Source organism: Streptococcus hyovaginalis DSM 12219, from assembly GCF_000420785.1.
GTDB lineage: Bacteria > Bacillota > Bacilli > Lactobacillales > Streptococcaceae > Streptococcus > Streptococcus hyovaginalis.
Window position 1 is genome coordinate 105,881 of the sequence record NZ_ATVP01000007.1, and the last position, 15,319, is coordinate 121,199.

Annotated in this window: 16 protein-coding genes and 1 pseudogene; 9 read left to right on the forward strand and 8 right to left on the reverse strand. The window is 35.4% G+C overall.

The window, feature by feature from the left end; translation table 11 throughout:
* Nucleotides 1-8 precede the first annotated feature (8 nt).
* From G574_RS0106540 to G574_RS0106550, 3 genes are all read right to left on the reverse strand, one after another.
* On the reverse strand, nucleotides 9-809 hold the full coding sequence (locus G574_RS0106540; protein WP_029691488.1) for an SDR family oxidoreductase: 801 nt from the start codon (nucleotides 807-809) through the stop codon (nucleotides 9-11).
* Between the two features lie 168 nt (nucleotides 810-977).
* Nucleotides 978-2,327 (reverse strand): glucose-6-phosphate isomerase, encoded by a 1,350-nt coding sequence (locus G574_RS0106545; RefSeq protein WP_029691489.1) that lies wholly within the window; start codon nucleotides 2,325-2,327, stop codon nucleotides 978-980.
* Between the two features lie 266 nt (nucleotides 2,328-2,593).
* Entirely contained in the window at nucleotides 2,594-3,865 is a 1,272-nt protein-coding gene (locus G574_RS0106550) for an ABC transporter permease (protein ID WP_029691490.1), read from the reverse strand.
* A gap of 158 nt (nucleotides 3,866-4,023) precedes the next feature.
* Between G574_RS0106550 and G574_RS0106555 the strand changes: the two genes are divergently transcribed.
* Nucleotides 4,024-4,530 carry a TetR/AcrR family transcriptional regulator gene (locus tag G574_RS0106555; protein WP_017769431.1) on the forward strand — a complete coding sequence of 169 codons (507 nt, stop codon included), beginning with the start codon at nucleotides 4,024-4,026 and terminating at the stop codon, nucleotides 4,528-4,530.
* A 44-nt stretch (nucleotides 4,531-4,574) separates the two neighbouring features.
* Here G574_RS0106555 and G574_RS0106560 read toward each other — a convergent pair whose 3' ends face one another.
* Entirely contained in the window at nucleotides 4,575-5,405 is an 831-nt protein-coding gene (locus G574_RS0106560; protein WP_029691491.1) for a methyltransferase domain-containing protein, read from the reverse strand.
* A gap of 23 nt (nucleotides 5,406-5,428) precedes the next feature.
* Nucleotides 5,429-6,880, reverse strand: a complete 1,452-nt coding sequence (locus G574_RS0106565) for an FAD/NAD(P)-binding protein (protein WP_029691492.1) — start codon at nucleotides 6,878-6,880, stop codon at nucleotides 5,429-5,431.
* 394 nt (nucleotides 6,881-7,274) lie between these two features.
* On the opposite strand from G574_RS0106565, the gene G574_RS0106570 reads away from it, so the two are divergent.
* Entirely contained in the window at nucleotides 7,275-8,138 is an 864-nt protein-coding gene (locus tag G574_RS0106570; protein WP_029691493.1) for a helix-turn-helix domain-containing protein, read from the forward strand.
* A 4-nt stretch (nucleotides 8,139-8,142) separates the two neighbouring features.
* Here G574_RS0106570 and G574_RS0106575 read toward each other — a convergent pair whose 3' ends face one another.
* Complete coding sequence (locus G574_RS0106575) at nucleotides 8,143-9,369, reverse strand: MFS transporter (RefSeq protein WP_029691494.1); 1,227 nt, start codon at nucleotides 9,367-9,369, stop codon at nucleotides 8,143-8,145.
* A 210-nt stretch (nucleotides 9,370-9,579) separates the two neighbouring features.
* Nucleotides 9,580-10,407 (reverse strand): class I SAM-dependent methyltransferase, encoded by an 828-nt coding sequence (locus G574_RS0106580; protein ID WP_051130544.1) that lies wholly within the window; start codon nucleotides 10,405-10,407, stop codon nucleotides 9,580-9,582.
* Between the two features lie 899 nt (nucleotides 10,408-11,306).
* On the opposite strand from G574_RS0106580, the gene G574_RS0106590 reads away from it, so the two are divergent.
* From G574_RS0106590 to G574_RS11975, 7 genes and pseudogenes are all read left to right on the forward strand, one after another.
* The gene (locus tag G574_RS0106590) at nucleotides 11,307-11,651 is read left to right on the forward strand and encodes a hypothetical protein (RefSeq protein WP_029691496.1); all 345 of its coding nucleotides are present in this window, start codon (nucleotides 11,307-11,309) and stop codon (nucleotides 11,649-11,651) included.
* 34 nt (nucleotides 11,652-11,685) lie between these two features.
* Complete coding sequence (locus G574_RS11645; RefSeq protein ID WP_169343463.1) at nucleotides 11,686-11,850, forward strand: hypothetical protein; 165 nt, start codon at nucleotides 11,686-11,688, stop codon at nucleotides 11,848-11,850.
* A 64-nt stretch (nucleotides 11,851-11,914) separates the two neighbouring features.
* A complete protein-coding gene (locus tag G574_RS0106595; protein ID WP_029691497.1) occupies nucleotides 11,915-12,433 on the forward strand; it encodes a hypothetical protein in 519 nt (172 codons plus the stop codon).
* A 203-nt stretch (nucleotides 12,434-12,636) separates the two neighbouring features.
* On the forward strand, nucleotides 12,637-13,164 hold the full coding sequence (locus G574_RS0106600; RefSeq protein WP_029691498.1) for an alpha-amylase family protein: 528 nt from the start codon (nucleotides 12,637-12,639) through the stop codon (nucleotides 13,162-13,164).
* Between the two features lie 137 nt (nucleotides 13,165-13,301).
* A complete protein-coding gene (locus G574_RS0106605; protein ID WP_029691499.1) occupies nucleotides 13,302-13,580 on the forward strand; it encodes a type II toxin-antitoxin system RelB/DinJ family antitoxin in 279 nt (92 codons plus the stop codon).
* The gene (locus tag G574_RS11115) at nucleotides 13,580-13,903 is read left to right on the forward strand and encodes a hypothetical protein (protein WP_051130545.1); all 324 of its coding nucleotides are present in this window, start codon (nucleotides 13,580-13,582) and stop codon (nucleotides 13,901-13,903) included. The genes G574_RS0106605 and G574_RS11115 overlap by 1 nt, the downstream gene beginning before the upstream one ends.
* Nucleotides 13,863-14,652 (forward strand): annotated as a pseudogene (locus tag G574_RS11975) (site-specific integrase); the annotation flags it as partial. The gene G574_RS11115 and the pseudogene G574_RS11975, both read left to right, overlap by 41 nt.
* Nucleotides 14,653-14,933: 281 nt before the next feature.
* On the opposite strand, the gene G574_RS11650 reads toward G574_RS11975, so the two are convergent.
* On the reverse strand, nucleotides 14,934-15,319 hold a 386-nt coding region (locus G574_RS11650; protein WP_029691501.1), incomplete at its 5' end, for a hypothetical protein.

The window sequence follows — 15,319 nt, forward strand, 5'->3', positions numbered from 1 at the left end:
AAAATAAATTATCCTCGTGTCTTACCACCTGCTACATTGGTTGTAATACCAGTGATATAGCTAGAACGATCTGAAATATAATAGGCTACGAGGTCGGCAACTTCACTTAATTTCCCACTACGTCCGAGTGGCGTAGTACTTGTAGAAGAATAGCCAGATCGGATTTCTTCTACGGTCTTTCCTCGGGTATAACCAAGAGCTTCTTCGTAAGCGATAGTGCGCAAACCTGTAGCTTCCATTATTCCCGGAGCAATGCCAACAACTCTAACATTATATTTTCCCAATTCTTTAGCCCAAGAACGTGTGTAGCTATAGACTGCTGCCTTTGTAGCAGCGTAGGCACTTTGTCCTTCAGAACCCTCTAGTCCCGCCTCAGATGCCATATTTATAATAACACCATTTTTTTTAGCAACCAGTATACGTCCAACTGCTTGGCTAACAAGGTAAAGTCCTTTTTGATTGATACTTGTTATTTTATCAAAAGTAGTATCATCCAGTTCATATTGACCATGAGGATCCTTGGGGTCTATAAGAAGTCTAGGAATGTTAATTCCAGCATTATTAACAACGGCATCAATGGTACCAAAATGCTTTACGACTTCTTCAACTGCTAATTCAACTTGTTCTCGGGAGGTAACATCAACTTTTTGAAAAAATAGATTAGGATGATCTTCCTGATTATCTGTCACATCAAAGTTGGCGACGTTTACACCTAAATTGAGAAGCTCATCAACAATCGCTTTTCCGATACCAGATGAGGCCCCTGTGACAACAACTGTTTTTCCACTTATATTTAACCAATCTGTCATGATATGGCTCCTTTTCTTTTGATAAATCAATTTTAAAACGTTTTCAAAAGAAAATTAAGACACACTTTTTCCTATTATAAGGAAATATGATTTACTATTTTCTACTATAGAAAATCATTATACAAAAAGAACCTCGTTAGAGGTTCTTAAGTAGACGTTTGACATGGATTAAAGTCGAGCGTTAAGTTCTGCACCTAAGTCTTCAAATCCTGGTTTACCTAGAAGAGCAAACATGTTTTTCTTGTAGGCTTCAACACCTGGTTGATCAAATGGATTAACACCATTGAGATAGCCAGAGATAGCAATAGCTATTTCAAAGAAGTAGATGATATATCCAAGGGTGAACTCATCTTGTTCTGGAAGTGTTACAAACATATTTGGTACACCACCGTCTGTGTGGGCAAGAAGCACACCGTCAGTTGCTTTTTTATTAACAAAGTCAACGTCTTTGCCTTGGAGGTATCCTAAACCATCAAGGTCTTCATTCATTGAAGGAATAAGAATATTTTTGCGTGGTTTGTCAACACGAACAACGGTCTCGAAGATGTTACGATAACCTTCTTGGATGAATTGGCCAAGTGAGTGAAGGTCTGTTGAGAAGTTAGCAGAAGTTGGATAGATGCCTTTTTGGTCTTTACCTTCGGACTCACCAGCCAGCTGTTTCCACCATTCTGAGAAGTACTGCAATGATGGTTCGTAGTTTGCAAGTACCTCAGTTACATAACCTTTACGATATAGAATATTTCGAACAGCCGCATATTGGTAAGCTTGATTTTCTTTCAAATCATCGGTTGAGTATTCTTTACGTGCGGCACTAGCTCCTTCCATTAGAGCGACAATATCTGCGCCAGCAGCTGCAATTGGAAGCAAACCAACAGCCGTCAAAACAGTAAATCGTCCCCCAACACTGTCAGGAACAACAAATGTTTCCCAGTTGTTAGCATCAGCTTCAACTTTTACAGCACCTTTAACTTTATCAGTTGTAGCATAAATGCGTTTATTAGCTTCTTCTTGACCATATTTTGAAATTAAAAGTTCTTTGAAGACGCGGAAGGCGATAGCAGGTTCAGTTGTCGTTCCTGATTTTGAAATGACATTAACAGAAAAATCTTTATCTTGGACATAGTCTACCAAGTCTGCAAGGTAATTTGAAGAAATTGAATTTCCCGCATAAAGAATCTGAGGTGCTTTGCGTTTGTCAGCCGATTGCAAATTAACAAAAGAATTGTTTAGGAAATCGATTGCTGCACGCGCACCAAGATATGAGCCGCCAATACCGATAACCACAAGTACTTCCGAATCAGATTGGATTTTTTTAGCGGCCTCTTGGATACGAGCGAACTCTTCTTTGTCGTAGTTTTCTGGTAGGTCTAACCACCCAGTCATTTCTGCACCAGGGCCTGTACCCTCACGTAATGCTTTATCTGCAGCAGTTACATGCATTTGTAAGTAATCAAGTTCATGCTCAGCCACAAATTGTCCGAGGACTTTAGAATAGTCAAATTGAATGTGTGTCATTGTTATACTCCTGTATCATTTTGGATTCATCTACTATCATACTCTTTTGTGACTTTTTTTTCAATCGATTCAGGTCAATTTAGTAAAAAAATGAAAGCGTTACAAATAATATCAGTAGTTTATTTTTATTTACTGAAAAGTTGCTGAAAATAATCTTTCTGTTTCAGGAAGAAGATTGATCGATGCTCATTTTAGTAGTGTTTTTGGCTAGATATCAAAGTTGCTACAAAAAGACCGTCAGCAAGATCTTGCGAACGGTCCTTTTTTTATAGGAAGCTCAAGATATCCACATCAGGGCGAGGATGGTCATTTTTACGGTAACGGATTGGTAAGATAATGAGAACGATTAGCAAGGCAGCACCGGCAATGAGGGCTAATTGTACCAGTGGATCCTTATCAGAAGTGGTGTCAAAAATGGTATTTTGAACGAGTTGCCAAGAAGATGAGACCGGTAGGTAAGGGCGGATAACTTTAAGTGCTGGAGCCATGAGATATTCTGGAATCATGGTTCCAGAAGTAACCACTTGAGCAAGCGTTAGAGGGAGACTGACTAGGAAGGCAGCGGCTCCCAGCATCATGTAAATAGCTAGAATGAGTTGGAAACTGACAAAGGTATTGAGGCTTAGAATACCGAAGAGCTTGAGAGTTGTTTCGTAGTTGAAGTTGTCAATCCAGGTTAGCATAAGGGCACCTGTTAGACCTGTTGCGACTGAGATGGCTAAATAATCTACTTCCAGGGCCAATAAACCGTGCCATTTCTGTGATACATTGGAGCGGATGGCCTTTTTGAAGACAAAACTATAGAGGATGATCGATGAAATCATGGCAGCGATGTAACTGGCGACCGGAGCAATCATAGGTGTCATGATAAGGTTCATTTTTGATGTTGGTTTAGGGTTGATATCCTTACTGTTTTCACTGACACTATTAAGTTTAACCGCCTTTTTCGCCATTTCGATGAAACGGTTTTGATAGGTTTGAGTCACTTCTTTTTGTGCAGTTTCTAGTTTGCTTGGGTCAGTTCCCACCGCTTTTTTAATGTCTGTTTCGATTTGTGGTTTGGCAAGTTCCATCATTGATTTGACCAAAACAGCTTGCATTTTTTGACTAGATGCTGCTAGATTGACTTTATTAGTTAAACGGTCGGCGACGGTGGTTCCGGTTTGTTTACTGATGGTGTCACCAGCACTGTTATAGAAGTAATTGAGTTTAACGACTTTTCCTTGTGTTAGCTCTTCAGTATAGTTTTCAGGGATATTGATCACTAGGGCTGCCTTGTGTTCACGTAAGAGTGATTTGGCTTCAGATAGGCTAGATGTTTCTTTGCTGGCAAAATCCAAAGACTCTTTTAAAGAGTTCACCATTTCCTGTCCTTTATCCCCATCTTGGTTAACGTAAATAATCTTATTTTTTTCGGGACGATCAGCAGTGTATTTGTAACCGCCGATGTAAATACCGATCATGGCGATTTGGTAAACGACAGAAATGATAAGCGCAACAAGGACTAATTTGTTGAGAATAATCTTTTTATAAGTCATGATAACTCCTTTATGATTTTAAAGATAAGGAGTATTATAAGAGTCCTCTTTGGAACTTTCAATCAGCGATTTTCAAAAAAGCGTTGCATATCAAACGGTCGTTGCTAAATCGTTGATTTATGAGAAAATCTTTGTAAAATAAAGAAGAGGTGATTCGAATGGATAAGCGTGTGATTAAAACTAAAAAAGCGATTAAAGATGCCTTTATTGAGCTAAGGCAGGATCGTCCAATTGAAAAAATATACGTCGAGACACTCTGTCGTAAGGCAATGATTAACAAATCAACCTTTTACCGTTATTATATGGATATTTATGATTTGGTTGATCATTTGCAAGAAGAGGCTCTGGAGCCTATTCGTCGTTATGTGATAGCCAATCCCATTACAGAAGAGGACATGCCAACTTTTGTGGAGGATATGGAGGTTACAATCAGTCAAGTCTATGCTGAAAACAGTGCGCTCTTTAGCAATCAGGATGAGACCTTTGAAAAGACTGTTCAGCTGTATCAAGAAACCATCTCAGAAGAACTGCCTGAGAAGATTCAGTTACGACTGTCTTTTGCGGTTGGTGGCGCTTATGCTATCCTAAAAAATAACCAATACCGTCTCAACGAGCAACAACGTCTCTTTCTATATGAGCAATTTAAACGGATTTTTTTGGATTAGGTTACTTAAAAGGCACAAGCCTATCTGGGACTTGTGCCTTTTGTTTAATCATGATAATCAGCAACAAGAATATCGGCTGCGATGGTGATTTGGTCTATGCTTTTCCAGTCAATCTTTTCGAGGTCCACATGGAAAAAAAGCGGCGTCATTTGTGCAAAGGATTTAAGAACATCAATGGTTGCTGGGAAGGTTTGGCTGATGTGGTTGCTGCGATAGTGCGGAAAGGCTTGGGCAAAATGGGAGATAATCTTGACGTTCGAATAGTTTTTCGTCTGTAGTTGTTCGAGAGCAGCCTGTCTTAATTCTGTGACGTGCTGGCTAGCTGTGACGACTTTGATGATCTTTCCTCCGGGCTTTAGAACCCGTTTGAATTCTTGGTAATTAGCGGGTGAAAAGATATCCAAGATGAGGTCAACGCTCTGATCGGCTAAGGGAAGTTTGGCTAAATCGCCAACAAACCAGGCCACATCCTTGTCTTTATCTTTCTTAGCGGCTAAGGTAATAGAGTCTTTGGAGAGGTCAAAGGCTAGAACAGTGTTTTTGACCATTTGGGCAAGCTGACGAGCATAGTAGCCTTCGCCACAAGCCACATCAAGGATCACTTGGTTTTTCGTCTCACTAAGCCCTAGCTGGGCAACGGCTTCCAAAATATGGTCATAAAAACCGGATTCTAATATCTGATGCCGCTCTTCAAATGACCTTTTATCATAGTGTTTATCTTTTTTGGCATTGCGTAGGAGGTTGATGTACCCTTGTTTACCCATATCAAAAGAGTGTCCTTGAGGACAGACAAACCGTTTTTCTTGGGCAGAAAAGGTTTCTTGGCAAATGGGACAAATGAAAAGTGTCGCTGTGGCATGGAGTTTTTCTGACATGACATTCCTTTCCAACTTTAGCATTAGAGGTTGCTCTGCATGTGTTGAATAGCGCGTTCGGCTATTTTTTGGATTTTAATAGTAGAGTTATTTTGGTAAATGGTTCCGTTAATGAGAGCACCGTGGGCGTAAAGGTTGGGGATGGTTCCGTATCTTGGGGAGATAACTTGAGCGGTTTCAGCTAGGACGCTAATGCCTCCTTGGTCATCAATTTGGAGGAACCTTTGATCGAGAAGGGATTGTAGAAGAGGGCTGGCCTTGGTAATATTTTGTGGGGTTAGTTGATAGCCTGTAGCGTTAATGACGCGGCTGACCTGCAAGCTTACACCATCTTGGGTAGTTATGTCAAATCCTTTAGCGTTAGCAGTGATGCCAGTGACATTGGGGATAAGGGATAAGCGTTTTTGGGTGGCGGCTTCTAAGATAGGTTGCGCCGAAATAGCTGGCATAGGATTGCGCAAATTAACAATGAATTTGCCGTAGGTATCAGTGTAATATTGGCGATCTGACTGGGTCAGACGTGGCCACAAATCTGTAAACCAATCCGCTACTCGAGAGGCAAGGTGCTGTAACTTGAAAAAGTGTTGAGGATAGTCAAGTGCTAGTGACAGCCCCTCAATGCCTGGAATGATAAGATGGTCAGTCAGTGTTTCCCAATTTTCTAGACCAAGCGCTGTCAATTCCTGCTTAAAGAGTGTTTCAAATGCTTTGAATGGTACCGTTTGGTGGGGATAAGCCAAGAGTTTTTCCAAATTGTCTTGGGTTAAATATTGCCAATCTATAGGGCTTCCATCGAGGATGCGGATGGTCGGAAAGTAGTTAGACCGTGAAAAAGCAACTAATTTAGCAGAAGTATTGCTGCTGAACCACTTGATGACATCAACGGCAGCTAAACCTGTTCCAATAATAGCAACGGTTTCTTGGTTCCAATCGTCTCCTTCGAACTGTGTGATCGGGTAAGGGTCAGCGACGTAATGTGCTTGTCCTTCTAGTTGGTAGGGATCGATTTCTGGTAATTGTCCACAGGCAAGATGGATCTTATCAAATTGGACCTCATAGGGATCACCATTGACTTTCACCTGCCATTGGCTTGTGTTTGCGAGATAGTGGAGGTCTTCAACATGGTGCTTGACCACCGTGACAGCTAGTTGTTTTAGAAGATCATCCATTCTTTCGATCATATATTGTCCGTAAAGGGCGCGTGAGACGTAGGCTGAGTCTGTTTCATAACCGTTTTCCTCTAACCATTCTTTGAAGTCGCCCATATGCTGATAGTCGAAAGAAATGTCGTCAATTGGCGAGTTGATCAAGGCAGAGGCATCATCGTCTTGAAAGGGGACACCACGACCGAAGTGTTCAGTATCATCAAAGCAAGTGATATCAAGATTGGTGAGCTGTTTTGGGTCGCATTTTGATAAGGCAAGGAGAATCCCTAAACCACTAACCCCCATACCGATAATCCCAATTTTTTTCATCGTAATAGAACCTCCATTTTTACTATGATAACATAAAGAAGCCTGTCCTTGGATAATCTTTTAAAAGTAGTAGAGGAAGCATGTCAAGACAAGAAAGGTAATACGACAATAGGATATCGTATCATGAGGCTTTATACCTAATATGAACTGCACTCCAATCGTTAGATTTTATGTCTAACTTTTGGGGTTCAGTTCATAATTACTAGATTTTTATTGATGAGATAAAACACTTTTCTTAGTGAGTAATGAAGCATTTGAGGCTATAAAAAGCTTTATTTAAAATCGCAACAATGCTATATTTCTTTTTGATATTGAAATTACTTATTTTAAATATCAAAAATGTCCTTTTTTTGTTAGAATAACTTAGTAATTATCAGTAAACTAGGAGTATGTTTTGACAAAATTAGATTCATTTCACTTGGGAGAGCTATATAGAGAGTTACGATTAGCTCGTGGATTAAAAATGAAAGACGTAGTCAGTTCGAATTTATCGCAAGCACAGTTATCTAAATTTGAAAACGGTCAAACAATGCTTTCGGCAGATAAATTACTGACAGCAATTTCCGCAATACATATGAGCCTATCTGAATTTGAACATGTATACCATCAATATGAAGAAAATAAATTTTTCAAACAAGCGAAATTAATAGCTAATTATCATACTAATAAAGATATCTTTAATCTTGAAAAACTATTAACTACGTTCAATCATTCTGAGAATTATGGTACCTATGATAAGCTCAATAAACTTGTTATACAATGTGCTATTCATGATTTAAATCCTGAATATGCCATATTGGATAGTGATATAGATTTTATCACTACATACCTTTATAGTATTGAAGATTGGACGGAGTATGAGTTATATATATTTGGTAATACTTTACAAGTGTTATCTGATAGTGATCTCATATTCCTAAGTAAAGCATTTTCAGAAAGATATACATTATATTTATCGATTCCCAATAATTCTCATCGGACAAAACTAGTGTTATTGAACATTATTTTTTCATTGTTAGAGAGAAAGCAATATTATTATACTCATTATTTTATGAATCATCTGGAGACAATTTTGACCTATCAAGATATGTTTGTAAACACAGTGCTTATTTTGCTAAAAAAAGTATTAGATTATCGAGAGGGAAAAAATATTAATTTTGATGATTTAGAAATGTATATCTCTAATATTAGGCAGTTAGGTCACGATGACATTGCAGAATTTCTTCAAGATAATGTCATTACTCTTATACAAGATTAAAGAGTTAATACTCCTTCACTTTCCTTGATAACCAGAGGCTTATACCTATCAACAATAGTGCGTAAAAAATTAGAGTTGTGTAAGCAAATAATGGACTGACAGTTGCTAATATCGGAAAAAGCAAACTTGTTAACGGAGGCATTATAACTAGGAAAGCATTCATGGCTGTGATAATTCCTCCAATTCTTTCAATTGGATAACGATTAACGATATCTGCGGAAAATCTTGGACTAACAGCACCAAGTAGAAAAGCTAAAGAACTATTAGCGAAAAAAATCATCCAAATATTATTAACTATAAAACCAACTCCGACTATGAGTATTAGTAAATCTGACCATAGATTGATATGAAAAATTGAGTATTTCTTAAGAACTTTAGTGGTTAAGCTGTTTCCCAAAATCATAGATGTGGTGATTATCCCCGATAGTAAAGCAATCTTGGTAGCGTTACTAAATGATAATAAATCATTATTATTTTTAATAAAGAGTGCAAATAAAGGTGTTAAACCTCCAAAAAAGCCATTAAGCATAGCTAATTGAATAATATTGATTAATACATGACGTTCCGAGAAAATATTATATATATTATCTCGAACGAGAGAGAATGTTTCCTCACGTTCATTAACTTTTATTATCTTTTCTTGAACTTTAAGAGAGGGCTGTGAAAACCAGTATAAGAATGCGACAATAAAGAAGATAGAAGCGTTAATTATTGCTAGAGAACTTTTTGTGTAGATAGTCAATAATGATGCACCAAGAAAAGTTGAAAAAACAGATACTAACTGTGTTCCAACATTAATAAATCCTTGGGCTTCTTGCATATCTTCGGACTTAATTAATGCTTTTGTGAATGGGGAAAAAAGGGCTGTTGAGTAATTACCACTAATGTCTGATATTAAATTTAAGATAGAAGCAAGTATAATTAGAATTAATGTTTGGGGGTATTGAAAGAGAAGTCCTATTACAAGGTACATAAATGTTCTAAATATAGAATTTTTTATTAGTTGATTTATTTTTTGTGTTTGTTTGTCAGCGACAACTCCCAAAAATAAACTTAAGAGGATAGGAAGAGTTTCTGAGGCTGAGACAATAGTAATAGCTAAGCTACTGTTTGGGAGACTTATTGCTGCTGTTAGCATAGCTGTATAGAAGAGTCTATCTCCGAATTTTGATATTAAGTTAATACTTGTAAGCCATACAAAAGGCTTATTATTTTTTAAAAACATGAGCATTTTCCACCCTAAGTAAATAAATTATATTAATAAAAAGCAAAATTTGATGATTTAAAACTTATCAAACTCTGCTTTTAATTCTTTAAATATTGTATAGAAGTCCAAATTTAAAGAACTTCTTTGTTGGTGAGAGTAAATATTATGCAATGATAATTAGACCTTGTGATGTTTTCATAGTAATCACGTCCTTCCGTTGATTTATTGGGTGCATTATGCAATGATAATTAGATTTTGTTCGGTAGTCATAAACTCACCCCTTTCACTGCTATTTATTTTGGAACATTCTATAATCATATACGGAGAATTGATACTGAATTGTTCATTATTATAATTTCCAAAAACCTTGTTAATCTGTAGTCCAGCTTCTTTAAGTAAATATTTCAATTCGTTTAATGAATATAGACGCAGATTAATTGAATATTTTTTATCTTTGCCATCGATGATTCTAACTTGCTCTATCTTTAGTAATCCAAATTCTGATTCGAAGGTTCTATTTTCGAGTAAGTAACCATTGGCGGGGTTTCCAAACCAAACTCGTTGACTAAGATTTTTAGCTAAATAATCTCTATTTATTAGATGAATGATGAATAAACCTTTATCAGCCAATACATTTTTACTAATATTTTTAAATATATTGACTGTATCATCATCTGTGAGATATCCAATTGAACTTTCCATGCTATAAATTAGATCATATTTAATATTTGGTTTAAAAAATTGAGCGTCGGATAGGAAGATTGTTGCAGTTGGGTTATCTTTTTTAGTAATTTTTACTGCTTCTGGATTTATATCAACACCATCAACGATATAGCCTTTGTTTCCCAAACTTTTAATATGTCGACCAGTGCCACAACATAAGTCCAAAATAGCAATATTATTGGATAGAGATTCTAAATAGTTATTAGATATAAAATTAATTTGATCATGTAATTCAATACCTAATAAATCTGAATAAACTTTTGAGTACGTAGAATCAAAAAAATCATTTATTTCATTTGATTGTATTTTTTTAAGGTCCCTTACTTGCTCTAATTTCAAATTACTCACCTCTATTTCTTGTTATTTATCATACCTTGAAAATCAATAAAAACCCTTTATATTCAAATATGAATATAAAGGGTTAGAGGATTTCAGATAATAAATATTAAACCACAAAATACTAGCTGATATTTGGGTAATAAAATGAATCTGAGTTGTTGAAGTTTATCTGCTTATTCAATGAAATAGTTGTGGTAATATTTTCATTCTAGGTATCATAATGGATAGGTTGATATTGATTATTAAATCTTCTCAACTCTCAAATAGTGGTGAAGAACTAATACTAAAATCTTCTGTGTTAAACTGTACTGAGGCTCTGATTCTATACTAATTATCAAAGGGTTGTTTTTTGAGTAAGCTTTGTATTCTTCCAATATATTGCATTTTTTGGTAAAGGTCATCGATTTCTTCGATTAAATTCAGAAATTCTTCAATTTTACTTTCCTGAGTGGAAGGTTGATAGTCCTCATTCTTTTTGGTTTTGTCCTCCACTTTGACTAAAGCTCCCGTAGGAATGTATTTATAGAGCTGCTCACCAGTATCAGGATCTAAGATAGTCTTTTTTCTAACAATCTATCTAAACTATTAACAATTGGATAGGCATAAGATAAAGGTGAGTTAGGGTCTTCCAACTCATAAGAAAAGTTCCGAAATGCTTTTATAGTAGTGAAACAAAGCAATCTAAAAAGAGAAATGATAAATCAAGGACAGTAAAAGAGTGGTTTAATTATAATACAGGTGTTGGACATGGTCAGAAGAATGATACTTCCGTTATAAGATACCTTCATTCTTTGGGAGAAGCTGTAAGACAAAAATATAAGGGGGATAAGTCAGCACAAAATAGAGAAATCGCCTAAGCGATTGCGGATAAAAGTTATTATAATGATTTTCTTCAAAATTTGTTTAACTATTTTGGGAGTCCTGTTAAAATTAAAGAAAATAACTTACAGAGGGAAGCACAAAGACAAATTTTTAAAGCACATACCGAAAACACAGGAAAAATTGATTTTGCACATTTAGCAACTACCTTAGCGTCGTATGAAAAACAACCAGGTTTTAAGGGTTTTGTAAGAGAATACATTAAGACCACCTCTACTGGGAAGGTCATTATAGTAGGAAATGTTCCATTTGTAGTTCCAGACCTTTTTGGACGAGATATTGGTGTCTTGCAACAAAATTCTTTCGTAGGTGATTTATTTACAGCTATGCCTGCATCAGATGTGTATACGGATATGGATATATGATTTTATCTCGCCATCCTAAGTATAAAAATATGCAATGGATAAGCGGTTAATAGCTTATTATAGCCAAGACTTAACTACGAAACGCAAAAAACTTTTTGAAGAAACTTATGGTAAAACGAAGAAAGAGAGTCAATTAAGATTTGGAGTAGAATTGATAAATGCGACAGCTTCATTAGGAACACTAGGGCTAGACGTGTGATGAGCAGGGTTATCCCTAAAATCTCAAGGCAGCAGAAGCGCGTACCTAGGAGGAGAAAACGTAAATGATCAAAAAATTATTGAAACTTTGGCTTGTATTGTTATCATTGGCATTGTTATACATGGCTGGGACTATTTTTGTGGAGGAGAACCTCGCTAAGTATACGGTTTATTACGCCCAGCGGCTGCCTCATGCCAAAGATAAGCATCCCCTTCCCTTTCTTCTTTTAGAGGAGCTTGATTTTTTAGAAAAGCCAAAAGATATCGGTTACTCTTATGATACTTATGAATCACCGATTATTTATTCTGATAAAGAGTATTTACAGAGATTTTCGGATTCAATTGTTTATAGAAAAAAACGAAACACATATTTTTTTTCATCAGATACTCATAAATTTACCGGAGTTGGAACTGAAAATGGTACCTTTACTGAACCTAGTGAAAAAGAATTTCAATTTGTTAATGTGGATGCTGTTTGGAGAGATATTGATTCATTTTTGGAACCTTTCATAGAGCGTCAGCCTAAACCTAAAGTCAATTTACAGTGGCTCTTTAATTGGCGTTATGAGAAAAGGTTTAACTAGTTTGTGCTGATTAGTGAAAATGATATAGGCATTGAAGGAGCGCTTATCAATTATGAAATCAAATACTAACTCTCATTATCCATTATCAAGAAAGACTTAAAGTTAATCTACAGTGGTTATTCAATATGATTTATCAAGGCCAATTTGTTAAGACAGAGAAGATTGGTTCAACAGAGCTGTTAGAATATTAATTAGGAGCTGAATTGAAAAAAATACTTATTTTATTGATTAGTTTATTCGTTTTGCTTGGGATGATTATCCTTAATTTGGACATGAACTCACCATATTACGCGATTCACTCCAAGTATACCAGTCAAGATGAGGTTCCCGGTATTATTGTAGACCATTTGGATGATGTTATGTATGACGTAAAAGAGGAATATTTTGGCGATTATTTTTTACAAGTTGATGGAAAAAAATCTATTAATTATAAACTTACTGATTCAGAGGAAAGAGTATTGAGTCAAGAATCTAGTGGGCTATCTGATTATTATTATAGGAAAAAAGAGGAAGGTAAAGGCTATCGGTATAATCTTGATAAAAATATGGCTATTATAGATTCTTATTTATCAATCAATGGAGGATTATTTCAATCACATAAAGTAACGGCTGAGGAACAAGAAAAAGTTCGTGAGGAACTCAATGAATTAATTAAACCACTCATAAAACGGGTTACTAAACCGTTTATCCATCTTCAATGGTTATATGACTTTATTTTTCGTAAGTATTAATTATTGTAAGTATTATTATGAAGTCCTTTATAATAGACTAATGAGATAAAGTCTGTTATAGGGGACTTTGTTTTTGTGTTTGCGTTGTATATACTATAGTGATACAATAATAATACAAAATAAAAAGAGGTGGTTTTATGTCAACAGTTGCTGTAAGAGTGGATGATAAGTTAAAAAATGAAGCTACTGAATTATTTCAATCACTAGGTCTTGATATGAGTACAGCTGTAAAGATGTTTCTGATTCAATCTGTAAATACTCAGAGTATTCCATTTGAGATTAAGAGTAAGTCTGAAGATACCGAATTAGAAGAATTGATTTTTAGTAAAATGGAAGGTGTCAAAGTTGATTCAGATCATCCTGAAAATGTAGTAGATTTTTTTGATGAAGATTTTCCAGAGTACAGGGAGAAATAATGGCGGATCTAGAACGTTACAAATTGCTTGTAGCAACGATAGAATATGCTGACGGAACTGGAAGTAAAACACGTCCTGCAATGGTAATTACCTTTAATAATGAAGTTATTAAGGTTTTACGCTTAACAAGTCAGTTTGACAATAAATCTGAAAAAATAAGGTCTCAGTATTTTGAAATTATCGACTGGTATAAAGCAGGATTGAAGAAACCATCATGGATTGATACAGTCAGATATTATGAAGTGTCAAATAGTGATATGAAAAAGAAAATTTTAGGAATTGTATTTGTCATATTATCATTACTATGGTCAAACAGTTTCTAGAAACCATTTAGGGCGGTTGAATAGTAATATCAGAGCCTGTATTAAAATGGCGATTGCAGACAAGGTATTTATAGAAGACTTTACAGCTTCTGTAGAATTATTTTCATCAAAACAAGGACAAGATAGTTCGGGTAAATATTTACATACAGAGCTAGATTATTTAACGGTTCTAAGCTATTGAAAGAAAGATGGGATTATCATAAGTCAATTGCTCCTTATGTCATTTATTTTCTCTTTAAAACAGGAATGAGGTATTCAGAATTGATAGCTTTAACATGGCAAGATATTGATTATAAAAGGGAAATGATTAGTACCTATAGACGATACAATACCTTGATTCATAAGTTTACGCCAAATCATCAATCCGAAAGGTTCCGATTACAAGGGAACTGGTGGATATTTTAAAAAGGTTGAAAAAATATCAAACTAGAGCCAACAAAGAGTTAGGTATAACAAATCCAAATAATATGGTTTTCCAACATTTTGGTTATGAAAAGGGTGTACCATATATTGCGACTGTTAATAAAGCTATGAAAAGTATGTTGTTAGAACTCGATATAAGACCTTTGATTACCACAAAAGGAGCCCGTCATACTTTTGGTAGTTATCTTTGGCATAATGATATTGACTTAGGAGTTATTGCAAAGGTTTTAGGACACAAAGATATATCGATGTTAGTTGAAGTTTATGGTCATACCTTGGAAGAAAAAATTAACAAGGAATTCGAAGTTATCAAAAGTTTCATTTAAAATCGCAACAAATTTCGCAACAAATCCTTTTGAAGACATGCTAAAAGCCCTATTTCTAGGGCTTTTTTCTGTTGAGTTAGATGCCCCCTACAGTCGATTTTACGTTAAAATAAGTAAAAATATAAAACATAAATGGCGTAAAATCAAGGTTTTTCCATATAGTCGGGTGTATGAAAACAACTGTTTTTGAACAAATTTTGAACAAATATTGAGAATGAAAAAAATCTTCCTACAATTAAGTAAGAAGATTTTTCTATTATTCGTATGTGTATAAACTGATCCTAAAACTTTTCAATTAGAAAAACTCCATCAACATATTTTAACGTATAATACCTTGTAAATGAGTCAGTAGTACTTGGTCTACCATCAGTATAATTTGTTGTCGTTGTATAATTCAATGTAAATGTTATGGTATCGTTTGTATACTGAAAGTCTGTTATACTGTCGGTTGTGGAATCATAAGATTTTATACCGTCTTTTGCCGATTGATTAAGAATGTAGTCTACTGTCTCTAAATAATAACTATTATCCTTAGAAGTAAAACTATCAGCAATATAATCTTTTCTCTCTGCCAGTGATCTATTGACATCCTTTCGATACTTTTCAATAGTATCAACAGCATAAGCCATCATGTAATCTTTTTCAGTTGCTATACCCATCGGATTTT

Coding starts and splice junctions, on each gene's coding strand:
- G574_RS0106595 (WP_029691497.1), top strand. CDS start 11,915: ATGATCAAAAAATTATTGAAACTTTGGCTTGTATTGTTATCATTGGCA.
- G574_RS0106560 (WP_029691491.1), bottom strand. CDS start 5,405: ATGTCAGAAAAACTCCATGCCACAGCGACACTTTTCATTTGTCCCATT.
- G574_RS0106555 (WP_017769431.1), top strand. CDS start 4,024: ATGGATAAGCGTGTGATTAAAACTAAAAAAGCGATTAAAGATGCCTTT.
- G574_RS0106550 (WP_029691490.1), bottom strand. CDS start 3,865: ATGACTTATAAAAAGATTATTCTCAACAAATTAGTCCTTGTTGCGCTT.
- G574_RS0106540 (WP_029691488.1), bottom strand. CDS start 809: ATGACAGATTGGTTAAATATAAGTGGAAAAACAGTTGTTGTCACAGGG.
- G574_RS11115 (WP_051130545.1), top strand. CDS start 13,580: ATGGCGGATCTAGAACGTTACAAATTGCTTGTAGCAACGATAGAATAT.
- G574_RS0106605 (WP_029691499.1), top strand. CDS start 13,302: ATGTCAACAGTTGCTGTAAGAGTGGATGATAAGTTAAAAAATGAAGCT.
- G574_RS11645 (WP_169343463.1), top strand. CDS start 11,686: ATGGATAAGCGGTTAATAGCTTATTATAGCCAAGACTTAACTACGAAA.
- G574_RS0106545 (WP_029691489.1), bottom strand. CDS start 2,327: ATGACACACATTCAATTTGACTATTCTAAAGTCCTCGGACAATTTGTG.
- G574_RS0106575 (WP_029691494.1), bottom strand. CDS start 9,369: ATGCTCATGTTTTTAAAAAATAATAAGCCTTTTGTATGGCTTACAAGT.
- G574_RS0106565 (WP_029691492.1), bottom strand. CDS start 6,880: ATGAAAAAAATTGGGATTATCGGTATGGGGGTTAGTGGTTTAGGGATT.